This is a genomic window from Rhodoferax sp. EU05-FHT12H12 (genome assembly GCF_058791215.1).
Genome location: NZ_JBYTDI010000006.1, coordinates 113,780 through 138,584, shown reverse-complemented (window position 1 = coordinate 138,584; position 24,805 = coordinate 113,780). Strand labels below are relative to the sequence as shown.

Genomic DNA, 24,805 nt, shown 5'->3' with positions numbered 1-24,805 from the left:
GCGAGGGATGGCCAGCATGGCTTGTACATCGGCGTTGCATTGCGACACCCCTGCGATCTGGCGGTCTTCGTGCATGGCGCTGGTCCTGTGCCTGGGCACTTCGCTGCCCGCGCTGGCGGACGATAACAACGGCTTTGGCCTGCTGCTGGATGCCGGGCTCACGTTGGACGACAACGTCACGCGGGCCAAGGAAGGCAACGACCGCCTCAGCGACACCGCCTACAGCATCAACATCAGCAAAAGCAAAACGCAGCCACTTGGGACCCAGAGCCGGTTGGTGCTGGCCGGCGTGCTGGGGGGCGAGCGCTTCCAGACCTACCCCGGCCTGAGCCACCTCGATGCAGCGCTGGAAGCCGAACTGCAGTACCGCGAATCCTCCGAATTTTCCGCGCCCACACTGGGGGTGTTTGCCAAACTCAAGGTCGAAGACTACGAGTCGGATGTGCGTGACGGCTACCGCTACAGCCTGGGCTTGTCGTACACCCAGCCGATGACAGACCGCATCAGCCTGTTTGCCGCTCTGGCCAGCAACCAGCGTTACAGCTCCAGCAAAGTGTTCACGACCCTGGACACTTCCGCGCGCATGAGCCTGGACTACGCACTGAGCGCCCGCAAGGCCCTGTACCTGAGCACCGAATACCGCGTGGGGGACGTGGTGTCCACCGGCCGCGCCTCGCTGGAGAATGTCACCATCTCCAAGGTGTTCGTGCTGGACAACGCCTTCAGCGGCGGGCAGTTCTTCAGTTACAAGATCAATGGCAGCACCTGGCTGACCACCGTGGGCTACAACCACTCGCTGGGGTCTGGCGGTGCCATTGACATTGCCTGGCGGCGGGTGGAATCCACGCCAGAATTGCGGCCCACCTGGGCCACCTCACCGCGCAGCTACATCAGCAACCAGCTGCTGGCGAGTTACCTGTTCCGCTTCTGAGTGGAGGCGCACATGTTCACGCATGCAGGTATCTCTCGCGCCCTGTGCCTGATGCTGCCCTGGATGCTGGCGGCATGCGGAGGCACCGGCGGTGGGAACGACGTGGACCCCAACGCCCCGCGCACCACCAGCCCCACCAGTGGCCCAGACAGTTTTCTCCTGTTCCCGAATCCGCAAAAGCAGGACGATGGCACGCTGCAGGTGGCGTCGCTGGCCTACGCCACGGCCTATTACGAAGCCATAGACCCCAGCAACGAACGCGACACCCTGGCCAAGTTCAAAGCCAAAAATCTGTTTGGCACCGCGGCCGGTACGCTGGGCGAAGAAACCGTGATCGTGGGCGACCAGCGCGACCTGGGCTATGGCCGCAAGATGACGGCGCGCCAAAATCCTGACGGCACCCTGGCCTTTGTGGTGGAGAACTACATGGTGGGCGCCTATGGCGCCTACAGCTCACTGAATCTGGAGGCGGCCATCATGCCGGAGGCCAAATGGCATCTGGGCACCAATGCGATTGAGTTCAGTCCCGGTCCGGGCGGCACCATCAGCTTCGTCAAGTTCTATACCTACGACCCGATCACCGGTGCGCGCCTGATGATGGGCAATCTGGACGGTCGTGGTGCCAAGGCCATGCCCACGGTTTGCGCCTCCTGCCATGGCGGACGGGGCGACCCCTTGACACCGGCGGTAGCGGGCAAGCCCCTGTTCCCGCGGCTGATGAACGTGAAATCGGCGGTGGATGCAGTCGCCCCCAACCAGGGCGGTGTGCGGGGGGACATTGCAGCCCAGTTGCACCCGATGGAACCCGCCTCCTTCGACTTTTCCAGCCTGCCCGGCTTCACACGCCTGATGCAGGAGGCCAAGATCAAGACCATCAACAAGATGGTGCTGTGCTCCCTGCCTATTCCGGTTGCGGCCGGGGGTGAGGATGCCTGCCGCCGCACCGCCATTGGCAATGAGTACCAGGGCACCGTGGCCGAACATCTGAAAGACCTGTACGGCGGCGTCGGCCTGCCCCAGGCCAACACCGCGGCCACCGACACCTATGTGCCCGCTGGCTGGGCCGGGCAGTCGGCGCTGTACCTCAACACCCAGGCCCAGGCCTGCCGGGTCTGCCACCTCCTGCGGGGCAATGGCAACCAGTCGGATATCGACTTTGCCAGCTTCGCCAAGTTTGACGGCTACTCGGCGCGCATCAAGGCCCATGTGCTGGACCGTGGCAACATGCCACTGGCCAAGCTGATTTACGACAACTACTGGGCCAGCAGCAGCACCTACAGCCCCATGGGTACCTACCTGGCGGGCAAAGGCTACGCCAACACCACCACCCAAGCCGGTGCGCCGGTGGCCGATCCGGGGCCAGACCGGGTGGTCAAGGCCTTGAGCACCACCCTCTCGGCAGCCATGAGCCTGTACTCCGACAGCTACCAGTGGAGCATTTCGCCCAGCTCGCCCACCGTGGGTGCCAGCTTGTCCAACGCCAACACCGCCACCCCCACCTTCACCGCACTGGGCAACGGCACCTACTGGGTGATGTTGCGCACCAGCAAAGGAAGCACCCAAAGTGCCGAAGTCAAACTCGTGATCGTGGTGGATACCGGACTTGCCTATACGCCGTCTGCGCTGCGGTTCAGTGACATCAAAACCATTCTGCAGGGTGCTGGCACCTGCACCGGATGCCACACCACCAGTGCGGGAACCGCTGGAGTGCCACCCATTTGGTACAACGACTTTGACCGGGATGCCGATAACGACACCGACGCGACCGACAACCATTGGTTCTATACCGAGCTGCGCGGGCGCATCAACTTCACGGATATTGTGGCCAGCCCCCTGCTGCGCAAACCTTCAGGCAACCACCACAACGGCGGCCTGCTGACGGGCTTTGACACCAGTGCTGCGCCCGGCCACGTTAACCGCGTCCACTACGACACCTTCCTGAACTGGATTTTGAACGGCGCGCCTGAATAGGGCAGGCACCCTGCGTTTCAGTACCCGCGCCTGGGGCCGCTGTAGGCGTCGGTCGAAAACACAAACGGTGTCTTGCGTCCCACCAGGGTTTCAATCAGCGCCAGCTCCTGGTCGGTGTGATTCAAGAACGGGGCATTGCGGATGTTCTTGCCCTTGCCACCGTCCTTGACGATGTAGAGCGGCCGGTCGTGGTGGGAGGCCACCACCTGCTCCCGGCTGTCCGGGTCGTTATTGGCCTGCACCTCCGTGGCACCATAACAAGTGCAGAAGTAAGTCTGCTCGGGGTCGGACTCCACATAGAACCCCGTGCCCCGGATGCCGATGGTGGAGGTGGCCGTGGTGACGCGCATGGGCGAATTGCGTGACACCGACAAGAGCTTGCCGGTGACCATGCGCAGCCCGCCAATGAGGAGGCCGGTGATCGACATATCGGCCGGTGAGTTCGCGGGTGCTTCAATCACCAGCTTGCTGTCGCCCCGCAGAATCATGGAGTGGGTGTTGACCACAAAGATGACCTGGCTGTCCTTGGCGGTCTGCAGCGTGTCGCCAGGCTTGATGGGGGTATTGAGGGTGGCGGGCTGGTCGTTGACGCGCACATTGCCGCTCAGGCTGTAGATGGACTGGCCGGGCGGCAATTTGCTGGGGCGGTTGCCGAACAGGCTTTGCGCCTGCGCCAGGCCCATGGCCGGGCCAAACAGTCCGGCGGCCAGCGCCTGGACCAGCCACTGGCGGCGCGGGTCATCGATGTGGTCGGACGGGTTCATGGGGCCCCCTGGATCAAACATATGGAACCAGCGCCCTGCATGGACGGGCACCTGCCAAGATTATGCGGCGAACGCGGGCGGTGTGGCAGTCAAAGCCGTGTCCAGCACCTCCACCCAATGCCGCACCGGTGTTGCGGTGCCACTTTGCAAATGGGTGATGCACCCGATGTTGGCGCTGATGATGACTTCGTTCTCCACGGGCGCCAAGCCCCCCAGCTTGCGATCCCGCAACTGGTAAGAGATCTCCGGGTTCAACACGGAGTAGGTACCGGCCGAGCCACAGCACAGATGGGATTCGTTGCTGGCCAGGCGCACCACAAAGCCCAGCGCCGCCAGATGCGTCTCCACGCCGCCTTTGAGTTTTTGGCCGTGTTGCAGGGTACAGGGCGGGTGGAACACCAGCGCGGCTTGTCGATGGGTGCCCTCACCCAACCGGGCTTTCAAGGCGGGGAGCAATTCCGGCAACAACTCGCTGAGGTCACGCGTGAGTCCGCTGATGTGCGCCGCCTTGGCCGCGTACTGCGGGTCGTCGCGCAGGATGTGGCCGTATTCCTTCACAGTCACCCCGCAGCCCGAAGCGTTCATCACCAGCGCGTCGGCGCCCTGCTCGACATAGGGCCACCAGGCGTCGATGTTGGCGCGCATCTCCGCCTTGCCGCCCTCCTGGTCATTGAGGTGGAACTTGACGGCGCCACAACAGCCGGCCTTGCGGGCCACCTGGACCTGCACACCCGCAGCGTCCAGCACGCGGGCGGTGGCGCTGTTGATGTTGGGCGCCATGGCGGGCTGCACACAGCCTTCCAGCATCAGCACCTTGCGCGCATGCTGGCGCGTGGGCCAGGCACCGGCGTCCTGCGGGGCGGGCACCTTGTTTTGCAGACTTGGCGGCAGCAACGGGCGCACCCATTGCCCCAGCTTCATGGCCGGCGCAAACAGCGGCGAAGGCAAGCCTTCTTTCAGTGCCCAGCGCACGGCCCGCTCGCCCAGGGGGCGGGGCACCTTGGCGTCCACCAGCTTGCGGCCAATGTCCACCAGGTGGCCGTAGTCCACCCCGCTGGGGCAAGTGCTTTCGCAGTTACGGCAGGTCAGGCAGCGGTCCAGGTGCATCTGGGTGGCGCGGGTCGGCGTCTGGCCTTCCAGCACCTGTTTCATCAGGTAGATGCGGCCGCGCGGGCCGTCCAGCTCGTCGCCCAGCAGCTGGTAGGTAGGGCAGGTGGCGGTGCAGAAGCCGCAGTGCACGCACTTGCGCAGGATGGCCTCGGCGGCCTGGCCGTCGGCCGTGTTCTGGTATTCAGGGGCGAGTTGGGTTTGCATGGTCAGCGCTCAGAGGTCGGCGCACAGGCGCCCCGGGTTGAAGAGGCCCAAGGGGTCGAACGCCACTTTGAGCCGCTGGCTGATGGCATCCTTGGCTGCATTTTTGGCATCAAATTGGCATCCAGCCCTTATGGAATCTGCGCGAGCAGCTACAAAAACAGTAGCATTTCCGCCCGCAGCACGGGCGGCCGTCTGCAACTGCGCACCGGCTTGCTGAGGCGCCCAACACCAACGCAGGCCGCCTTGCCACTCCACCAGCTGCGGCCAGGGCAGGTCCAACGCCGGCGCGGTGGGCGCCACCGACAGGCGCCACAGCGCCAGTTCGGGCGCGCGTGCATCGGCAAAAAAGGGCAGGCGCTGGTCGCGGCATAGCGCCCAGTCCGGCCCCGCCTGGGCGTTGTCCATGCGCTCGCCGGGCAGTTCGGTCAGCATCTTGCGGCAGGCGGCTTCTACTGCCGCCACAGCACCGCGCAGGCGTACAAACAGCAGGTCGCGCCCGCCGCCAGGAGCCGTGTCGTCGTGCACCCAGCAGCTGGCGTTCAATGGCAGTGGTTCGCCCCCCCAGCGGTGCAGGTGCTCCAGCGCGGTGGCCTGGTCCAGGGCAAACACCAGCGTGGCTTCAGCCGGGGCCACGGGCAAGACCTTGAGTGACACCTGGGTGATGACGCCCAGCGTGCCCATGGCACCCGCCATGAGGCGCGAGACGTCATACCCGGCCACGTTTTTCATGACTTGGCCACCAAAGGTCAGGTGTTCCCCCTGGCCGTTGATCAATTCCAAGCCCAACACATAGTCGCGCACGCTACCCACCGTGGCCCGGGCCGGCCCCGCCAGACCGCTGGCGACCATGCCCCCGACCGTGGCAACCGAGGGTGCGCCCGCCCCGGCAGACCAGGCGAAATGGGGCGGCTCAAAGGGCAGGCACTGGCCCTTCTCTGCCAACGCGGCTTCCAACGCGGCCAGCGGCGTGCCCGCCGCCACGGTGACCACGAGTTCACTGGGCGCGTAGTCCAGAATGCCCGTATGGCTGCGTGTGTCGAGCAACTGCGCGGGTTGGATGGTGCCGACAAAATCCTTGCTGCCACCGCCGCGGATCTGCAGTGGGGTGCGTTCGGCTACGGCGGTGCGGACTTGGTCCAGCAGGCGTTGGAGAGGGGGGCTGGCATGCATGGCGCCGATGGTAAGGCGGCCACTGCCAGCGAGGCGTGAATTTTTTGGCGTCCGCGCCACCAAAAAATTGGCGGCGCGGAACCGGGGCGGGTGTGGACGTTCAGTCGATGAAGAAGTTCACCGGCAGTCCCGGCACGTCCACCCGCATGGAGAACACCGCGCCCGACAGCGGCATCTGCGCCAGCTCGGCCGCACTGCGGCCATGGCGGGCCGTGGTGACGTACAAAGTCTTGAGGTCTTCTCCCCCAAAGCAGGGCATGGTGGGGCACTGGGCCGGCACCGGGATCTCGGCCAGCAGTGTGCCGTCGGGGGCGAACTTGCAGATGCGCCGGCCTTCGAACATGGCGGCGTAGTAGTTGCCCTCCACGTCCACCGCCGCGCCATCGGGGCGACCGGCGTAACTGGTGGTCTCAAAGGTCCAGCCCGCGGGCTTGGGCGCGCACTGCTGGAAGCTGCGCTGTCCATCCAGGGTGTTGGTCTGCAGGTCGTAGTCCCAGGCGTGGACCACATGGTTGGGGGTGTCGGACCAATAGAGGGTGCGGTTGTCCGGGCTCCAGGCGAGGCCATTGCCGGTCAACGCGCCACCGGCATGCTGCAGCACCTCAGGGGTGCCTCGGCGGCAGTCGATGCTGAACAAGGCCGCCGCACGGTTGGCCTTGGGTTCGTCGATGGTGCCAACCCAGAAGCGGCCCAGGGCATCACACTTGCCATCGTTGGCGCGGACGGTGGCCGTGTCATACGGCAAGGTAGTGACGGGCTCCAGCGCCCCACCCCACGCGCGGGCGCGGAACACCCCATGGCGCAACGCCACCACCAGGCCACCCGACGCAGCGGGTGCGATGCAGCCGGGCTCGGTGGGCATGTCCCAGCGCTGCACCGTGCCCATGTAGACATTGGCACGCAACAGGGCTTTGCCCGGGATGTCCACCCAATACAGCTGCTGCTCTTGCGGGTGCCAGAACGGCGACTCGCCGAGTTCAAAAAGGTCTGGGCTCAGGGTTTGCCAGCTCATGCCACACGCTCCACCTCAATACGCATCTCGCAGGAGTACGTCTGTCCCGCCTGCAGGATGACCACGCCCAGGTCCTCGGCGCGTGCGCCGGTCTGTGCCATGAGGTTGAGTGCATTGTTCACATGGCTCACCGGCTCCACGGCGATGTTGTCGCGCTCCGGATGGGTATAGACCACCAGGCGGCTCAGTGCGGACGAGACGCGCACACGCATCACGGCATCCCGCAGGGTGAGCACGCCCCCCCAACCATCAAAACAATGGTCCACGGTGAGCGATTCCACGCTTTGGTTCAGCCCGGGATGCGCCACCCGGTGCGTGGGCAGTTTGTCAGTGCCCATCTCCCAGCGGCCGGTGGCTGTGAACTGCACCTCGGTGCCCGGGCGTTTGGGGAAGAAAGGGTGCCAACCCAAGCCCACCGGCGCGGCCACGGGCGACTGGTTGGTGATGGACAGCGACATCTCCAGCGCACCGGCCTCCAGCTTGAAGGCCTGCGAACAATCGAAGTCAAAGGGCCAGGACGCATCGGCCTTGTGCTCCAAGGCCAGCAGCGCAAACTGGTCACTGGACTCCAGCACCGCCCAAGGACGCTGCCAACCCACCCCGTGGATGGCGTGGGGTTCGGGGTCGAAGTTGCGGACCAGGGGATGGCTGGTACCCGCCCATTGCAGCTGGGCCTGGCCAATGCGGTTGGAAAACGGTACCAGCGGGTAGCTGCCGGACTGGCGCACCGTCTGCATCTGCGCGCCAGGCAGGGAGCTCAGCACCGGTTCGGTCCCCAGCCACAGACCGGCAATGCTGCCGCCCAATTCAGGTTTGAGGTCGCACAGCAAATCGCCGTTGCGCAAGGTGAGTGTGGAAGTCATGGCGGCATTGTGCACCGCAGCCCGGCGAAAAAAAGGCCCGGCAGGACCAAAGTCCGACCGGGCCGATGTCTCAAGAAGAATTGAAACTGGTTCGTAACCGAATCCTGGGGATTAGCGGTTGTAGGCTGTCTCGCCGTGGCTGGAAATGTCCAGACCTTCGCGTTCGTCTTCTTCGCTGACGCGCAGACCAATCACCAGGTCCACCAGCTTGAAGGCGATGAAGGACACCACAGCAGACCACACGATGGTGACCAGCACGCCTTGGGTCTGGATCCAGACTTGGGTGCCGATGGAATAACCCTCAGCCACTGCATTGGTCACGTAGTCGTACACGCCGGTGCCACCCAAAGAAGGGGAAGCGAACACGCCAGTCAAGATGGCACCCACGATACCGCCCACACCATGCACACCGAACACGTCCAGGGAGTCATCGGCACCCAGCAGGCGCTTCAGACCGTTCACACCCCACAGGCAAGCGAAGCCGCCAACCAGGCCGATGATGATGGCACCCATGGGGCCCACAAAACCGCAAGCGGGCGTGATGGCAACCAAACCAGCCACGGCGCCGGAGGCGGCACCCAGCATGGAGGCTTTGCCACGGGTCAGGGCTTCACCGGTAATCCAGGCCAGGGTGGCAGCAGCGGTGGCCAACAGGGTGTTGATGAAGGCCAGGGCGGTCAGGCCGTTGGCTTCCAGGTTGGAGCCGGCGTTGAAACCGAACCAGCCAAACCACAGCATGGCAGCACCGACCATGGTCAAAGTCAGGCTGTGAGGGGCCATGGCTTCCTTGCCGTAACCGATACGCTTGCCGACCACGTAGGCACCGACCAAGCCGGCAACCGCAGCGTTGATGTGCACCACGGTACCGCCAGCGAAGTCCAGTGCGCCCTTGGCCCACAGGTAACCGGCTGCACCCACCACTTTTTCCAGCGAAGCTGCGTCAGAGATGGCATCAGGGCCGGCCCAGTACCAGACCATGTGTGCCATGGGCAGGTAGCTGAAGGTGAACCACAACACGCTGAAAGCCAGCACGGCGGAGAACTTGATGCGCTCTGCGAATGCACCGACGATCAGGGCACAAGTGATGGCCGCAAACGTGGCCTGGAAGGCGACGAAGCTGAGCTCGGGGATCACAACACCCTTGCTGAAGGTCGCAGCCACCGATTCGGGCGTAATGCCTTTCAGGAACAGCTTGTCCAGGGTACCGATGAATGCACCGTCACCACCGAAGGCCAGTGTGTAGCCGTAGATGGCCCACAACACATAGATCAGGGCGCTGACAACAAACACCTGCATCAGCACGGACAGCATGTTCTTGCTGCGGACCAGGCCGCCGTAGAACAATGCCAAACCGGGCAGTGTCATGAAGATCACCAGGGCGGTGGCCGTGGTCATCCAGGCGGTGTCACCCTTGTTGGGAACGGGTGCGGCAGCAGCAGGTGCAGCTGGCGCTGCTTCGGCCGCGGCGGGTGCCGGGGCTGCGGCGGGTGCCGCTGCTTCAGCAGGCGCAGCCGTTGCGGGGGCGGCGGCGGCAGGAGCTTCGGCGGGTTTGGCGTCCTGGGCCAGGGCCAGGGTTCCGGCACCCAGCAGGCTCAGGCCCAAGGCCAGGGAGGCAAGCAGTTTTTTCATGTTCGAGCTCTCTTTCTGGTTACAGCGCTTCTTTGCCGGTTTCGCCGGTACGAATGCGCACAACCTGTTCCAGGTTGTAGACAAAAATCTTGCCGTCGCCGATCTTGCCGGTGCGGGCTGCACCTTCGATGGCTTCGATCACGCGGTCCACCAAAGCGTCGTCAATCGCCGCTTCAATCTTCACTTTGGGCAAAAAGTCCACCACGTACTCTGCACCGCGGTACAGCTCGGTGTGGCCTTTTTGACGACCAAAGCCTTTGACTTCGGTCACGGTAATGCCTTGCACACCAATGCCAGACAAGGCTTCTCGCACCTCATCGAGCTTGAACGGTTTGATGATGGCCGTTACGAGTTTCATGTGTTCACCTCAGCTTGATAACAGTTGAATACAGACACCGGGTCTGGCTGGTCTGCCTCTCCATGGGTCTGGAGATACACCCCATAAAGCAGAAGGCATGCCAAGTTTAAAAACCCTCTATTTCGCGAGGCCACGGCCCAAGCAGCACCAACAGGAGTAACATGCCTGTATATAAATACAGCATGCACGCCATTGGTGCAACCGCTGGGCATGCACTGCGATGCAGCGCACCATTTTGGGAGTACGGGTCCATGAGCTTGTCTTTGGTGCAGGGACGCGCCCTGCTGGGGCTGGAAGCGGTACAAGTCACGGTCGAGGTGCATCTGGCCAATGGCCTTCCCAGCTTTGGCTTGGTCGGTCTGGCCGACGTGGAAGTGAAAGAAGCCCGTGAGCGCGTGCGCTGCGCCATCCAGAACAGCGGCCTCGAATTCCCCCACAACAAGCGCATCACCGTCAATTTGGCGCCAGCCGACCTGCCCAAAGACTCGGGCCGCCTGGACCTGCCCATCGCACTGGGTATTCTGGCGGCCAGCGGCCAGATTGATGGCGCCGCGCTGGCCCAGTACGAGTTTGCCGGTGAGTTGTCGCTGTCGGGCGCGCTGCGGCCGGTGCGCGGCGCCCTGGCCATGGCGCTGGCCTTGCGCACCGCCCAGGTCAGCACCCGTTTGGTGCTCCCCCCCGAGAGCGCCGAAGAAGCCGCCCTGGTGCCAGACTCCCATGTGGTGCGTGCCCGCCATCTGCTGGATGTGGTGCGCCACTTTGCGCCACCCCCTGCACAAGACGCACCGCCCACCCCGGAAGACCCCGATGGCTGGGTGCGCGTGCTGGGTGCGCCCCCTGGCCTGCAGCTACGCGGCCCCGACATGGCCGACGTCAAGGGCCAGGCTGGCGCCAAACGCGCACTGGAAATTGCCGCCGCAGGTGGGCATTCGCTGCTGCTCGTGGGTCCGCCAGGCTCCGGCAAGTCCATGCTGGCACACCGTTTTGCCGGACTGCTGCCCGACATGGACACCGACGAGGCCTTGCAAAGCGCCGCCATTGGCAGCCTGTGCGGCCGCTTCGCCATGGAGCGCTGGGGCCAGCGCCCCACCTGCAGCCCGCACCACACGGCCAGCGCCGTGGCTTTGGTGGGAGGCGGCTCACCGCCACGCCCTGGCGAAATCTCCTTGGCGCACCACGGCGTCCTTTTTCTGGACGAACTGCCCGAATACCCGAGGGCCGCCCTGGAGGCCCTGCGCGAGCCACTGGAGACCGGCAGCATCACCATCGCCCGGGCCGCACGGCGGGCAGAGTTCCCGGCGCGCTTCCAATTGATTGCTGCCATGAACCCCTGCCCCTGCGGCTACCAGGGCTCGCCCAGCCACAGCTGCCGCTGCACGCCCGACCAGGTACACCGCTACCAGGCCAAGCTGAGTGGACCGCTGATGGACCGCATTGACCTGCACATCGAGGTACCCGCCCTGCCCGCCCACGAGTTGCTGGGCAGCCCGGCAGGCGAGTCAACCGAGAGCATCCGCAACCGCTGCAGTGCGGCCCGCAGCCGCGCCCTGTCGCGCCAGGGCGTGCCCAACCAAGCCCTCAGTGGGCAGGCCATTGACACCCACACCCAACTCGATGCGGCGGCCGCCAAGTTTTTGCAAGCCGCCGCCGCCCAACTGGGCTGGTCGGCCCGCAGCACCCACCGCACGCTGAAAATCGCCCGCACCATTGCCGACTTGGCCAGCGCCGAGACCACCGCCCTCGCCCATGTGGCCGAGGCCATGCAGTACCGGCGGGTGCTGCGCACGGGCTCTTGATTTTTTGCTATTGTTTTTGTAGCTGCTTACGCAATATCTACGGGGCCTACAGCCTTATTTGGCTTGTATTTTGTGGCGCACCAGGATTTTGCCGTAGGTGCCGTTCTTCTGGATCCGGGCCAGGCCGGTGTTGAAGCGCTCTATCCACTGTTGCGCCTGTGGCAGCTGGCGCGAGATGATGAGGTAGAGCTCTACCGGATACTCCAGCCCCAGCGTCAAGGGCTTGAGGCGCAGGCCCTCGCGGCGCAGGTCACGCGTCACAAACTCCGCCACCATCTCGCTGCACCACACCGCCCGCACATGCCCGCGCTGCAGCATCTGGAAGCAATTGAGCATGTCCGGTGGGCGCTCCATGCGGGCCTGCTGGTTTTCGATAAATGGCGCCACCCGGGCAATGTTGTAGCCCTGGGGCACACAGACCGACTGGCCCGCCCAGCCCAAGGTCGGGTCGGCATCCGCAAGCACAAAGATGCGCACCACATCCGGGTACAGCGGCTGCGAAAACCAGAAATCGCGCTGACGCTCTTCGTTTTTGACGTAAGGAAAGGTACCCGTGTGCAGGCCGTTGCGGGTCTCCATATAACCGCGCTGCCAAGGCATGAAACGCACCTGGGTGCTCACCCCCTGATCCTGGAAGGCGGCGACCACCACCTCGGACAACACGCCCATGGCGGGCGCATCTTCACTGGAAAACGGCGGGTACTCGCCCGTGACCAGTTCAACACTGGCGGGCTGGGCCTGCGCCGACAGCGCCAAGCCCAAGACCAGGCTGCAAATCCCCCACACCCTGGCTCCGGCAGACAGGCAAACGTGCATCACAAACCTCACGGTCGGTCAGTCAACGGTACTCCCTGTTGGCGCAAGTATGCCAGTACCTCGCGACTGACCGGTCCCACGCTTCTGGCTTTTTCCGCCATCTCGGCCGCAGGTACGGTCTGGCCCAGCGCAGCCAGAGACACGGCGGCCCCCAGCAGCCAGCGCTGCTCGCTGGGGCGCGATTGCAGGGCGGTGGTGTACGCCTGCACACTGTCCTGGTGACGCCCCAGACGCTGTGCAGCGTTGGCGCGCAAGGCCCACAGCTCGGGCTGGTTGACCAACTGGGGCTCCAGGCGGGTCAGCAGTTCCCACACGACGGCAGGGCGGCCTTCGGCCAGTTCCATGCGGGCGAGTTCGCGCACCATCGGCACCAGGCTTGCGCTGACCGCTCCCGGCGGGCTGCGTTCTGCCGTGGCCACGGCCTCTTGCAGGGTGCTGATGGCGGTGTCCCGCGCCCCGCTGGCCCATAAGGCCTGGGCTTGGGCCAGCGCTTCCCGCCCGGCTTGTTGAGGGCGCCCGGCCGGTGCGGTGTCCACAGCCGCTGGCTGGGGCTTGGCAGGCGTCTGGGTCGCAGGGGTCGGTGCGGCCTGAGGCGCACTGGCAGCGGCACGTACAGCCTTGGCCGGCGCCGCCAGCGCCTCCACTGCAGGCGGTGGCGGGGCCACCAAGCTGGACAAGGTTGCATCCATGCGCAAACCCAAGCGGACCGGCCCAGAAGACGCAATCCCCACCGGGGCGGGCAGTGGCGTCGCCACCACCGCGGGCGCCGACGTGGGCTGGGTATCCGCCACCGGCGCCGGGTCGGAAGCTACGGCCACAGCCTCCGGCACAACAGGAGCTGCCACGGATGGCACCTGTGGCACTGGCGACGGCGGAGCAGGGACAAGCGGCGCTTGCTGCAAACTCCACCAAACAAAGCCCCCCGCCACCAGCGCGGCAAGGGGCAGAAGCCCTGTGGCCCAGCGCAAGGCGGGTGAAGGGCGCCGCGCAGGCACCGCCGCCACGCTGGCGGTGTGGCGGCGCAGCGGGTCTGCGGCCCCTGCAGCGGGTGATTGGCGCTGGTCCAGGTCGCGCAGCATTTTGTTGATGACGCTCATTCCCACTCTCCTTGGGTACTGCGCAGGTGCCGCGCGCCCGACACCGGCCACAGTCGGCGCCACCACGGGGGGTGCCGCGCCACCCCCGGCGTGTCCCGTGCGGCCATGCGCACATGGGCGGCGGTGACCCGGTGCCGGTCTTCCCCGTAGGCCAGCATGAGGCATTTGTGGGCCAGGATATTGATCAGGCGGGGCACACCACCACTGGCTTGCGCAATGGCGCGTGCGGCGGCCGGGGTGAACACATCGGTATCGGTAGCCTCCCCCTGTGCCGCACGTTGCAAGCGATGCACCAGGTAGCCCTGCACACGCGCAGCGTGCATGGGGCCCAGGTATTCGCTGAAGGTGATGCGCTGCAAGAGCTGGCGAATTTCTGGCCGCGCAAGTTTGTCATCCAGGTCTGGCTGCCCCAGCAGCACCAGTTGCAGCAGCTTGCGTTTTTCGGTTTCCAGGTTCGAAAGCAGGCGCAAGCTCTCGACCGTCCGCACCGGAATGGCTTGCGCCTCGTCGATACACACCACCACCCGGTGGCCTTGCTCGGCATGCGCCAGCAGGCACTGGGCCAACGTAGCCATCAGTTGGTGGCGCAACACGGGCAATTGGACAGGCTGCCCCAACTCTCGGCACAAGGCCACCAGCAAATCGTCCGGTCCCATGTCGGGATTGGGGATGTAGGCAGTGACACACTCGCCCTGCAAGGTCTTGAGCAGTTGGCGGCACAACACGGTCTTGCCACAGCCCAGCTCACCCACCACCTTGAGAAAACCCTCGCCACTGCGCAAGGCCACCAGCAGCATGTTCAACGAGGCCTGGGCGCCTTCGTGGGCGAAGAAGAAATCCGTATCCGGCGTGATGGAAAACGGGGCCTCCCGCAGCGAAAAGTGCCCCAGGTACATCACTTGACTTGGTTGCCGTCGATCTGGATCACGCGCGCACGCGCGGCATCCATGTCGTCCAGCGCGGCGCGTGTGCGGCGGCCCTGGGCTTCCCAATCCGCGGCAGAGCGGATGATGGTCGGCTTGATCAGCACGATCACTTCTTTCTTGCGGCCTTGCGTGGCGCGATTGCCAAACAAGGCCCCCAGCCCCGGCATGCCGGTAGTGCCCGGAATGCCCGAGGCGTTGCGGCTGGACTCCAGCTGCATCAGCCCGCCAATCGCCACAATATTGCCGTCCTGGATACGCACCAGCGTGTCGGTTTCATTCACGCTGCTGGACGCCAGTGGCAAGCGGTAGTTGCCCACACTGCCCAAGTCCACCTGTTTGGTCTTCTCGGTCACGGTGGTGAGCGAGGGGTGTACATGCAAGGTGACATTCACGCCATCGTCAATCTGCGGCGTCACGTCCAGCGAGATGCCCGAGAAAAACGGTGTCAGGGTCACGGTAGGCATCGTGGTGTTGCTGCTGGTCGTGGTGGAGCTGCTGGTGGAGGTACCACCGGTCACGCCCGTCACGTAAAACTCGTCAGAGCCCACCTTCAGCACCGCTTTCTGGTTGTTCAGCGTGGCCAGGCGCGGGCTGGACAAGGTCTGCACATCGCCCTGGGTTTCCAGAAACCCCAGCACAGCACCAAACTGGCTGGTGGCCAGCGCCAAGCCAAACAGGCCACCGCCGCTGGCCACCGCCGGGAAGGCTACCGCGCCGTTGATGGTGGTGGTGCCTTGCACGAAGGCATTGGTGCTGGTCACGCCACTGCCAATCACGCCCACTGCGGCCTGCCCATTCACATCGCTCCCCATGGCGCCCCAGTTGACGCCGCTTTGGTAACCATCGCGCAGCTCCACCTCCACCACTTTGGCTTCCAGCATGACCTGGCGCTCCACCGAGGCCTGGGTGGCTTTCAAAAACTTGTCGACTTGTCGCAATTCTTCGGGCATGGCACGCACGGCCAAAATGCCGGCTTGCGGACTGGACACCACATTGCGTCCCTCGCCCGTGCCCACCAGGCTGCGCACCGATGCGGCCAACTCACCCCAGAAGTCGGAACGCGAGGTGGTGGAGACGCGGCTGTTTTCCGGCTGCTGGGTGGTCGTTGCGGTGCTATTGGCAGACGTCGAGGACGTGCCTGCGGTGGTGCTTTGCAGACCCGCCCCGGAGGACACTCGCAACTCGCTGCTGCCCGAGCGCAGCGAGGTGGGGTAGTTGACCGTGAACACACGGGTCTGCAAGGTTGGTGCGTAGACAGTGATGCGGCGGCCATCGATCTTGAAGTCGTAGCCATACACGTCGCGGATGGCTTCCAGTGCCTCCGCCACGGTCACGCCCCGCAGGGTGACGGACAAGGTGCCCGCGACATCGGGATGCATCAGCATGCTGTAGCGCGTATCTGCCACGATGGCCAGAAACACCTCGCGCGCCTGTGCATTGTTGACCAGCAGGTCCAGCCGAGGCTCGGGGGGCAAGGCAACGGGGGGCGGGGCCGGTTCAGCCAGCGCATCGGACACCTTGGCGGGCACCACCGCGCTGGGCGCCGCCGCGGGCAACTCCGCGCGCACAGCAGCACTCACATCGGGGGTGCGCAATGGGCGGTCCAGCGCAGCGCAGCCGCTGAGCACCCCAACACCCAGCAAGGACCAGACAGCCAGCGCCGGTCGGCGTGGGGTGGAAGACAGGACGACAAATTCTTTCATGGGGCGGGACTTCACGGTTTCACTCCTGCGCAGGGAGCTGCGGGGGTCACGACAGATTGGGATCGGCTACGGGCTTTGGCGACCGGCGCCGCACAAGGTACAGCAGGCTTGGACACACTGCGCTGGATGCCTCCAAAGCGGGGCACCTTGGTCAATTGTTTGCCATCCCGCAGCCACACCTCGGTTTCGGTGATGCGTTCCAGTTTGGCGTTTCCCACCTTGTGGCCCACAGCCACCAGGCGTGTGCCCACCACCAGGTGGGGCTTGCCGTCCCGCACCACCACCGCCATCCCGGGCGCAGGCGCAGCACCCGCAGCGCCTCCGGGCAGGGTGCTGGCCTCAGGCGGCGGCGTGGTCGGGTCTCTGAACTCTTGCGCATGGGCCGCCATGGCAAGCAGCCCCCCCAATGTGCCCACGGCCACCGCACGTGCAAGGCAACGCATGTACGTCATGGTTGCACCTCCAGCACAAACACCTGCAGGGTCAATTCGGGCGGCTGTTTTTCACTGCGCAGTTGCATGGGCCCCCATCGCAAATTCGGCAGGGCCTGCTCCAGGCTTTTGACGTATTTGAGCAATTCTCCGTAGGGGCCAGAGACTTTGAGTTCGACCCCGCGGCGGGTGATGCCAGGCACCGCGCTGTCCTTGCCTGCGGCAGCGCCAGCGGCCAGCGTGGCCGTGGACAACAAGGTCAGGCCCTCGCGGCGGCGCAAAAACTCCGCCAACACCGGCTCCAGGGCCGGGCTGCCGCTGTCAGCGTCGGCCGCAATGCGACCCTGCAACTCCGCCAGCTTTTGCTGCAAGGCGGCCACCTCGGTGCGCAGCGGCAAGTTCACATCCACGGGCTTGGGCGCCTTCTGCAATTCGGTGCGCAGGCGCTGCAACTCGGCATTCTGGGCAGCGTATTGCTGGGTTTGCAACTGGTGAGCGCCCGCTGCGGGAGACAACCACAACACATCGGCCAGAGCCAGGCAGCAGGCAATCACCGACACAAACACAAACGCCCGCTCCCGCAGGCTCAGGGCATCAATACGTGCACTTTGCTGGAGCCACCAATGTTTCATGGGGTGCCTCCTGCCGCGGACACCACCGGCGCCGGTGGTTGGGCACTCACCAGCGTGAATGACCAGGCCTCGCGCCCGGTGGGGGCTGCCGTGGCCTCGGCCGTCGCCTTGGCCAAGCGTGCGCTCTGTACTTTGACCGTGGCCAGGCGCAGGCCCTGCATCAGCGGGCTGAAGGCGAGCCGATTTACCCATTCATTCAAGGCCGAAGGCTCCAGGGTGTAGCCCGTCACTTCCAAGCGTGTTGCATCAGCATCCACCCCGGTCAGCCACACCGGCCCGGGGATGCTGCGTGACACCAAGGCCAACCGGTCTGAGTGCGCTGCGCCAGGCACCATACGCCCCTCTTGCAAGGCCAGCAGCACTTTCTCTTGGGCTTGCACCTGGCTGCGCAGGCTTTGCACCTGGGCTTGCAAGTCCGGGCTCAGCGGAGCCGCACTGGCGGCATTGGCCAGCAGGGCCGATTGCAGGCTCGCCAGCTCCGTGGCCTGGCTCGCCTTGAGCTGCGCCATCTCTGCGGCGCTGCGGCCCAGGTTCCAGACCCAAGCCGCACACAGACCGCCGCCCAACACCACGAAGACGGCCAGCGCCTGCGCCATGGTCTGCGCAGAAAAATAGCGCTTGGGCGCCAACAACAGGGGAGTACAAAGGTTGATTTGCTGCGGCATGGTCGGTCCTACAGATTGCGGACTTCGGTGCGCAACAGCACACCGACCAAGGGCAGACAGTACGCGGCATCTTCCGTGTCCATGGGCGGCAAACCCGTCCACTGCGTGGCAATGTCCAGCACGCCCACGGTTTGCCCGATTTCGCGCCCCAGCCAATCGGCCAATTCTTGGGAGCGGGCGCCTGCAAACACACGGACCCCAGCCAGGTGCAACTGGGTCCAGGAGCGCTCCCACAAGTCCAGCGAACGCTGCACTTCCACCACCAGGCGCTGGGCCCGTTCATGGTCGGCCTGGGCCGCGTTACCAACCCCCAAACCGGGAGCCGAGCTACGTGCATCGGAATAGTCGTTGCCATAGGCGACACCGCCCACGCTGTAGTCGGGCACGTATTCGCTCACCGGGGTGTAACTCTCCGGGGCCGCAGCCACACCGCCCTGCCCCCAGGCCATGGCCATGAAACCGTCGGGCAGCTCCAGGCGCCGGGTGTAATACAGCTCTTCATTGGCGCTGATGGTGAGCAGGGCCTGCTTGCCATCGGTCAGCACCAGCGCCGCAGTGGCCCGCTCCGTGCTGCCGTCACCCTGCGCCACCAAGCTTTGCAGGTTGCGCTGTGCGGTCTCCTGGACGTCAATCACACTCACGTCCCACTGCATGGCATCGGCCAGCGCCATGGCGTCGCGCACCACGGTGTTTTGGGTGGCCACCACAAACAGGTGCGCCTGACCTTTTTCCTGGCCATCGCCTAACCGCATCACGTCCAGGGTGATGTCGTCCAGATGGGAGTTCACCAAGTCCCGCACCTGGTAGCGGGCGGCAGCGCGCAGCTCTTCGGGTGGCACGGCGGGAGCGTCGATCTGCAAAAACTGGTACTGCTCGGGGCGCAGCATGATGTGGGCTTGCAGGCCCTTCAGGCCCAAGGCCTGCAAGCGCTGCAGCAAGTCCTCGCGGCCGGCGCCCCCTTGGCGCTCCACACCCATGCCAGTGACTTCATAGCCACGGCCGACCGGGCGCGCCCGCACATAGGCCAAGGTCTGGTCGGACCATGAAACGACCAGCAGGTCCGCCGAAGACTTGCGTTGCCAGGGCCAGCGCATGGTCAGCGGGCCTTCCGGGCGGAAACACACAGGGTGCAATGGAGCGTTGCTTCGATCATGTTGGGTGACGGGGCGGAGCGGCTTGCTCTCATTTTAATAGCTGGTTGCGCAATCATGACAGCCTTTAGAGGCAGTATTTCACAGGAGTGGAGGTTTTCTCGTTGGTACCTAATAGTTCTCCCGCAGATAGATCAGCGGACTGCGGTAAATGCCGAAAGTGGCACGGCCGCCCAGATTGGGGCCAAACCAGGGCCGGTTGGCAGCCGTGGCTGCGCTGGGCGTGGACCCCACGCAGGTATTGCCTGCAGCGGTCGCCGTGACATTGATGGCCAGGTCGACGCTACCGGAGTTGCTGACTCCTGCGTTATCTCTGCCCGGACGGGTCAATACCAGCCCTCCGGGTATGCGTCCGTTGACAAGCGTCTGCGTCCCTGTGGGTGTAATTTGCGTCTCACAGGCCTGCAGATTGCCCGTGAAATTTGACATCACGATGCTGCCCATGGGCAGGGTGGTGCAGCTGTCATCGGCATTGACCACATAAAAGTTGCCATTCCAGTACTGCGCCTCCAGCGGCACCGGCAACGCCAATAGCTCCGACCCATACGCGTTCTGCATGCGCAGGCGGCCATAGCGCAGGCGGACATTGGTGCCTACCGCCGTGGCGGCACTGGCGGACACCTCGCCATCGCTGGGGGCGGCATTCACCGTCAGCAGCGTGTCTGCTGCAGGGCTGGTCGGGCGGCTGACCTGGTGCCGCGCCACGATGGCGGCTACGCCGTCAGTCCATGTGCCGGTGGGTGCGGCGGCACTGCTCTGCAGGGCCGACCCGGCGGGCAAGGTGGAGCCTGTAAACCCGTAATTGCCGTACCCCGTGGTCACAAACTTGGCAAACACGCCCCGGTAGTTCTGGGTGGTGCCATTGCCCACGTTTTGGGCCGTCATGGTGAAGTTGGTGCCAAAGCCATCCTGGCCAAAGTAGGTGAATGTGGTGGCCGTGGCAGAACAGAACGGTGCCACAACGGGTGCGGAGATGGTGAAGTGGTCCGGGTAAAAGCGCCCCAGCGATACCGCTGCAGTGTTGCCCACGGCACACCCGTACTTGCCACCATCCAGGGAGTCCGAGAGGTTCTTGCCATTGGTGGTGTCCGTCACACAATCACCCTGCGCGGCGTCCACTGCCGTCAAAGCATCATCACGGTAAGCCCCGGCAGCCAGATAGACATACCCCACTTCGGAATACGTGGCGCTGCCCGCCGTCACATTGGCCGGCACAGTGCTGGCCGACAAGGTACCCACCACACCACCACTGGCCTGGGTGCTGGCCTGGGTCGTGGTTTGGGCGCTGAGCTTTCCGGTGTCCAGCACCAGGTTTCCGGTGTAAGTCGCCGGTGTTGTCGTTGCCGCCAAGGTGAAGTTCGCACCCGCGCGGATGGCGGGAGTTGCCGTGGTGGAGGGCGCTGCGGCGGTGGCAGAGGTGACCAAGGTGACCGCACTGGGACGCACTGAAAATTGGTCCGAAGAACAGGCAGGCGCCACCGCGGTGAAACTGCCGCAGCTACTGTCGGTGCACTCGCGCACACGGCAGCGCAGCTTGGAATAGGTGGCAGCCAGGTTGAAGTTGCCGGACAACGCGCGTCCAGCCGACCCCGAGTAAGTGCCCGACGCGAACGACACCGTCTGGCTGGCCACCGGAGCGCTGTACGCCGAACACGCGGGCGCAGGGCTCGCAGCATCGTTGAACAACTCAACACGCACGTACTTGGTGTTGCCGCCTGCGGCCACGTAATTGCTCTCCAGGGTTCCGTCGGCCTTGAGGGCAGCAATGTCCATGCTGAAGTTCTCTCCGGCCCGCTTCGTATAGAGCGGCTTGCGGACGGTCGGGCTCCAGGTGGCGTTGGCTCCTGTCTCCAGGCAGTCAAAGGCACTGGCATCCGAAGATCCCCCCGGGTCGTTCATATAGGTGGCACAAATGCTGATGTTGGCCAACTCGTGAACATTGGTGGAGCCACCCGTTCCCCCGGTGAATGACACCAACCAGTTGGCCGGTACTGCGGCTTGCAGACTGTTGGCGCCACGCGCATCGAAGGTGGGAATGACGGTGGTGTAACTACCGCCGGTCCCCGTGGTATCCCGCTGCACCGTTACATAGGCATTGACGTTGTTGGTGTTGTCAATCGTGATGCGGTACTTCTGCAGCGATGCCGAGTTGTTGGAGTTGGTCCAAATTTCGGGCGCCAAGGCGCCACTGTTGGCCAGCAAGCGATACCCGGTAGTACCCGAGCCACTGCCTCGCACGGCGACGCTGTCTGGATAAAACCCTGCGGCGACTGCGGCACCCGCCGGGGGCGTCCAACCGGCGGGGTAGCCAAGACGGCCTTCTGTGGGGTTGGGGAAGTTGCCGTACTCGTCAATCCCTACGCCCAGCCAGCCACCCGCATATCCACTGGACACATTTTTCTGTGCGTACCCCAAGGACCCGCCATCGCCGCCCGGCGCAGGCGCCACGCTGGCATCCGAGAAGACCACTCCCACGCCATCGGCTCCGTTACCGCCATAGGCATAGTGGTCAAACTGCACGACGATTTTGTTGCCTGCGCCCGGAAACCACTTTTTGAGCTGCACAAGCGTGGCCTGGTTGGTTCCCGCCGTGGTCAGGCGCAGGCGCTTTTGCCCGGACACGTCCACCACCTGCGGCAAAAAGTTGCCGCCAATGGTCACCGGATTCCAGAGGCTGCCGTTGAGGGTCCCGCTGGCAAAATCGTCCACGATGCAAGTTTGCGATGCGGTGCAGGTGCGCACCTGGGTCAGCCGGGTTTCAATCTGGCTTTGGGTCTGCACACCCGTAAAAAATGCCACTTCATCCACATTGCCCCTGAAGTGGAAGGCTGCGGTCTGCCCTTCACTGGATGCTGCCGTTTCGCCCCCGATGGCTGCCATGCCCGTGCCATCAGACCAGGTGCCCGAATACAGGGAGCTGGCCTTGGCCAGCTGGGCCCCCGTATTGCTGTAGACGTACACCGTGATGGTCTTGCTCACGGTATTCACAGTGGCCGCCACAAAATACCAGGTGTTGGCATTGATGACGGCAGGCGTGTCGATGGCGAAGGCGCCTGCACTGGGGTTGGTACCACCGGTCACGGCGCCTGCGTTGGCTGTGCTGCGGTTGAAAAAGCGCAACTTGCCCGCCCCACCGTCGCCCAGGCTGATCGCCCAGCCATTCTGGTTATCGTCACGCACAAAAATGCGCTGGCCACTGGCGGTCACATCGGTGGAGCGTATCCAGGCCGTCACACTGAACCCATTGGTCAGCACCGGCATGGAGGGCAGCTCCACATAGGTGTAGGTTCGCACCGTTCCTGCCGTGGTGTCGAACTCACCATAGCGACAGGTGGACTGGCTGGCGTTGATGTAGGCCGGACTCCCCCCCACGGTGCTGGCCACCGGTGTAGCACCATTGGAAATCTTGGCGGTGCCATGGGCACCGTTGCCGCTGCTGTCTTTGACCTCACCAGCAGTCCCGTTCCAGGAGGCTTCGTCCATCCGGTATTCCGCGATGATCTGGGAGGTGCAGGCCGGCGGCATGGCAAAGCTGCTGTTGTTGGTGACACAGCTGTTGCCACAGGTGGCACCACAGCACACACTGTTGACATTGGCTTGGAAATTGAGCGTGATGGAGGCGGAACCCGATGACTTCACGCAGGCACCGGCTACGGTCTGGTTGTCCATCGTGATGCTGCCCGATGTGCTCACCACCGACCCCGTCACGGCTGCCTTGAATTGCACGTTGATGGCGCCCGCGCCCCCCACCACCGAGCCCCCCACCGTGGTCTCGTTTTCCAAGGTAACCGTGCCATTGGTCGACACCGACCCCGTGACCGCCGAGCGGTATTTCACCACCACCGCACCACTGGTGCTGGCCACCGAGCCACCAATTTGCGCTTCGTTGCCCATGGTGATGGAGCCGCTACCTGAAGTGACTGTGCCTGCCACCGTGGTCTTGAAACCAAGCAGGATGTTGCCCGCGTTGGCAGTCACGTCGCCGCCAAACTTCACTTCCCCGCCGCTGTCGTTGACCACCCCTGCCGTGACATTGGCGTTCACTTCCGCACGGTATCCGGTCGTGAGGGTTCCATTGACCACGATGCTCAGGTTACCGGTCGATCCGGCAGCATTGATCTTGGCGTTGTTGGTGGAAAAATTGCCGTTGATGGTGATGGTTGCTGGGCGGGGCGTGTTGATGGTGATGGTGTCGTTGTTGCCCAGCGTCAAGGCACTGCAGCTGTACGTAGGGCCAGAACCGCTGCACCCTGCGGGCAGGGTGCCCGGGAACACATAGTTGGCCGCATGCAGCTGGGGAGCGGCCGCCAACAGCCCCACCACCAGAGCTCGCGCAATTGAATACATCATGTTCATGGTGAAAACTCCACAGACGCCGACACACTGCGCTCTACTGCGGCAACACCATTACCCAGGCTGGCACGCGAGACCAGGCGGTAGATAAGCACGTTGTTCACACCCGCATCCGAGTACACAGAGAGCGTGCAATTGACCTCGACGGCAAAGCCATCGAGCACAAAACTCCTCGGATTGGGCGATGGACAAGCAGCAGTGTTGACCGTCAGGCTGGAAAGCCCCCACCCCAGCCCTGCACGCGCCGCCCAGTAGGCACGGGAACCCTGCACATCTTGTGCCGAGGTGAGCTGCTGGGCATTGGAAAACGACAGCATAAAAGCGCCCAAAGCCGCCAACCCGACCACCAAAAACACGGCGGCCACAGCGGCAAACCCTTGTTGGAATGTACGAAGGCGTGTCATGGCGAGTTGTTCACATGCACCTCGTGGTACAGACGCACGGGTTCGTTGTTGGAGTTGAGGTCGAGCTGGATCTGCACGAGTCCATTGCGCTGCAAATCACTGCCGTTGTACACAAACGTGCAGCTCCCCACATTGGCAGCCAACACAGGCCCTGATACTGGACAGGTACTGTTGAAGCTGCCAGTGGTTACCGTGCGGTGCAGGTTGCCGCCCGTGCACACATAGGCCACCACCTGTTCTTCCACAGGAATCACATGGAAGCGCCGGGCACCCGACTCCAGGGGAAACTGCCTGGCAGCAATACCAATGGTGGTCTCCGCTCCATCAGTAACGCTGCTTACAGCAGCCGTGTTGTTACCCAAATAGGCGCTGGCCCCTGGAATGCCCAGGTTGTAGACGGCAATGGTGTCCCCGATCTGAATTTGCTGGTCTGCGGGGGACAGGCTGTTTTGGCCCAACATATTGAACGTGGTGTCGGCTACCGCAAAGTTGAGGCTGGTGTTGTCACCGGCCACCGTTTCGGCGGTTCGGTAGCGCCCGCCAGTGCGGGTGGGAATAAATTCCAGGCACTGGGGATTGGGGGTGCGCACACTGTTGGGCAAGGCTTTGCGCACATCCCGCGAGATGCGGCGCACCGCCGTGTCGGCCGTGTCCGTCAGCGCCGCTCGGCGGTTGCTGTCCAAATAGGCATCAATCGGGCTGCGCATGAACACGGCCACCACCGCGCCGATCACACCCATGATCACAATCACCATAACCAACTCCACCAGCGTGAAGCCACGCTGGCGCAGGGGTGTTGTACGGGAAGGGTGGCGCATG

The 24,805-nt window shown here is 64.2% G+C and carries 21 protein-coding genes; 3 read left to right on the top strand and 18 right to left on the bottom strand.

Features of this window, described 5'->3' with window-relative positions:
• Window positions 1-16: 16 nt before the first annotated feature.
• Both AC3WS7_RS16505 and AC3WS7_RS16500 read left to right on the top strand, forming a co-directional pair.
• The gene (locus AC3WS7_RS16505) at window positions 17-931 is read left to right on the top strand and encodes a hypothetical protein (protein ID WP_492657136.1); all 915 of its coding nucleotides are present in this window, start codon (window positions 17-19) and stop codon (window positions 929-931) included.
• 12 nt (window positions 932-943) lie between these two features.
• Window positions 944-2,902, top strand: coding sequence for a hypothetical protein (locus AC3WS7_RS16500; protein ID WP_492657135.1), 1,959 nt, complete (start codon window positions 944-946; stop codon window positions 2,900-2,902).
• 17 nt (window positions 2,903-2,919) lie between these two features.
• Here AC3WS7_RS16500 and AC3WS7_RS16495 read toward each other — a convergent pair whose 3' ends face one another.
• The 7 genes from AC3WS7_RS16495 to glnK all read right to left on the bottom strand — a co-directional run bounded on the left by AC3WS7_RS16495 (window position 2,920) and on the right by glnK (window position 10,012).
• The gene (locus tag AC3WS7_RS16495; RefSeq protein WP_492657134.1) at window positions 2,920-3,666 is read right to left on the bottom strand and encodes a FecR family protein; all 747 of its coding nucleotides are present in this window, start codon (window positions 3,664-3,666) and stop codon (window positions 2,920-2,922) included.
• Between the two features lie 60 nt (window positions 3,667-3,726).
• Complete coding sequence (gene glcF / locus AC3WS7_RS16490; protein ID WP_492657133.1) at window positions 3,727-4,980, bottom strand: glycolate oxidase subunit GlcF; 1,254 nt, start codon at window positions 4,978-4,980, stop codon at window positions 3,727-3,729.
• A gap of 9 nt (window positions 4,981-4,989) precedes the next feature.
• Window positions 4,990-6,150: a glycolate oxidase subunit GlcE gene (gene glcE, locus AC3WS7_RS16485; RefSeq protein ID WP_492657132.1), complete on the bottom strand. Its 1,161-nt coding sequence runs from the start codon at window positions 6,148-6,150 to the stop codon at window positions 4,990-4,992.
• 100 nt (window positions 6,151-6,250) lie between these two features.
• Entirely contained in the window at window positions 6,251-7,162 is a 912-nt protein-coding gene (locus AC3WS7_RS16480; protein WP_296469382.1) for an SMP-30/gluconolactonase/LRE family protein, read from the bottom strand.
• The gene (locus tag AC3WS7_RS16475) at window positions 7,159-8,025 is read right to left on the bottom strand and encodes an aldose 1-epimerase (protein WP_296469381.1); all 867 of its coding nucleotides are present in this window, start codon (window positions 8,023-8,025) and stop codon (window positions 7,159-7,161) included. Before AC3WS7_RS16475 ends, AC3WS7_RS16480 begins: the two co-directional genes overlap by 4 nt.
• Window positions 8,026-8,136: 111 nt before the next feature.
• Window positions 8,137-9,654: an ammonium transporter gene (locus AC3WS7_RS16470; protein WP_296469380.1), complete on the bottom strand. Its 1,518-nt coding sequence runs from the start codon at window positions 9,652-9,654 to the stop codon at window positions 8,137-8,139.
• 19 nt (window positions 9,655-9,673) lie between these two features.
• On the bottom strand, window positions 9,674-10,012 hold the full coding sequence (glnK, locus tag AC3WS7_RS16465; protein ID WP_094476942.1) for a P-II family nitrogen regulator: 339 nt from the start codon (window positions 10,010-10,012) through the stop codon (window positions 9,674-9,676).
• A 251-nt stretch (window positions 10,013-10,263) separates the two neighbouring features.
• Here glnK and AC3WS7_RS16460 point away from each other — a divergent pair, with 251 nt between their 5' ends.
• Entirely contained in the window at window positions 10,264-11,808 is a 1,545-nt protein-coding gene (locus AC3WS7_RS16460) for a YifB family Mg chelatase-like AAA ATPase (RefSeq protein ID WP_492657131.1), read from the top strand.
• A gap of 54 nt (window positions 11,809-11,862) precedes the next feature.
• Here the strand turns inward: AC3WS7_RS16460 and AC3WS7_RS16455 are convergent, their stop codons facing one another.
• The 11 genes from AC3WS7_RS16455 to AC3WS7_RS16405 all read right to left on the bottom strand — a co-directional run bounded on the left by AC3WS7_RS16455 (window position 11,863) and on the right by AC3WS7_RS16405 (window position 24,804).
• Entirely contained in the window at window positions 11,863-12,624 is a 762-nt protein-coding gene (locus AC3WS7_RS16455) for a substrate-binding periplasmic protein (protein ID WP_492657130.1), read from the bottom strand.
• A gap of 8 nt (window positions 12,625-12,632) precedes the next feature.
• On the bottom strand, window positions 12,633-13,721 hold the full coding sequence (locus tag AC3WS7_RS16450; RefSeq protein ID WP_492657129.1) for a tetratricopeptide repeat protein: 1,089 nt from the start codon (window positions 13,719-13,721) through the stop codon (window positions 12,633-12,635).
• Window positions 13,718-14,617, bottom strand: coding sequence for an ExeA family protein (locus AC3WS7_RS16445; RefSeq protein WP_492657128.1), 900 nt, complete (start codon window positions 14,615-14,617; stop codon window positions 13,718-13,720). Before AC3WS7_RS16445 ends, AC3WS7_RS16450 begins: the two co-directional genes overlap by 4 nt.
• Complete coding sequence (locus AC3WS7_RS16440) at window positions 14,617-16,365, bottom strand: secretin GspD/PilQ domain-containing protein (protein WP_492657127.1); 1,749 nt, start codon at window positions 16,363-16,365, stop codon at window positions 14,617-14,619. The genes AC3WS7_RS16445 and AC3WS7_RS16440 overlap by 1 nt, the downstream gene beginning before the upstream one ends.
• Window positions 16,362-16,802 (bottom strand): hypothetical protein, encoded by a 441-nt coding sequence (locus tag AC3WS7_RS16435; protein ID WP_492657126.1) that lies wholly within the window; start codon window positions 16,800-16,802, stop codon window positions 16,362-16,364. Before AC3WS7_RS16435 ends, AC3WS7_RS16440 begins: the two co-directional genes overlap by 4 nt.
• Complete coding sequence (locus tag AC3WS7_RS16430) at window positions 16,799-17,413, bottom strand: hypothetical protein (RefSeq protein ID WP_492657125.1); 615 nt, start codon at window positions 17,411-17,413, stop codon at window positions 16,799-16,801. The genes AC3WS7_RS16435 and AC3WS7_RS16430 overlap by 4 nt, the downstream gene beginning before the upstream one ends.
• Window positions 17,410-18,078, bottom strand: coding sequence for a PilN domain-containing protein (locus tag AC3WS7_RS16425; RefSeq protein ID WP_296469372.1), 669 nt, complete (start codon window positions 18,076-18,078; stop codon window positions 17,410-17,412). Before AC3WS7_RS16425 ends, AC3WS7_RS16430 begins: the two co-directional genes overlap by 4 nt.
• An 8-nt stretch (window positions 18,079-18,086) precedes the next feature.
• Window positions 18,087-19,172 carry a hypothetical protein gene (locus tag AC3WS7_RS16420; RefSeq protein ID WP_492657124.1) on the bottom strand — a complete coding sequence of 362 codons (1,086 nt, stop codon included), beginning with the start codon at window positions 19,170-19,172 and terminating at the stop codon, window positions 18,087-18,089.
• 168 nt (window positions 19,173-19,340) lie between these two features.
• Window positions 19,341-23,585 carry a LamG-like jellyroll fold domain-containing protein gene (locus tag AC3WS7_RS16415; protein ID WP_492657123.1) on the bottom strand — a complete coding sequence of 1,415 codons (4,245 nt, stop codon included), beginning with the start codon at window positions 23,583-23,585 and terminating at the stop codon, window positions 19,341-19,343.
• Entirely contained in the window at window positions 23,582-23,986 is a 405-nt protein-coding gene (locus tag AC3WS7_RS16410; RefSeq protein WP_492657122.1) for a hypothetical protein, read from the bottom strand. Before AC3WS7_RS16410 ends, AC3WS7_RS16415 begins: the two co-directional genes overlap by 4 nt.
• Window positions 23,983-24,804: a prepilin-type N-terminal cleavage/methylation domain-containing protein gene (locus AC3WS7_RS16405; RefSeq protein WP_492657121.1), complete on the bottom strand. Its 822-nt coding sequence runs from the start codon at window positions 24,802-24,804 to the stop codon at window positions 23,983-23,985. Before AC3WS7_RS16405 ends, AC3WS7_RS16410 begins: the two co-directional genes overlap by 4 nt.
• Window position 24,805 lies beyond the last annotated feature (1 nt).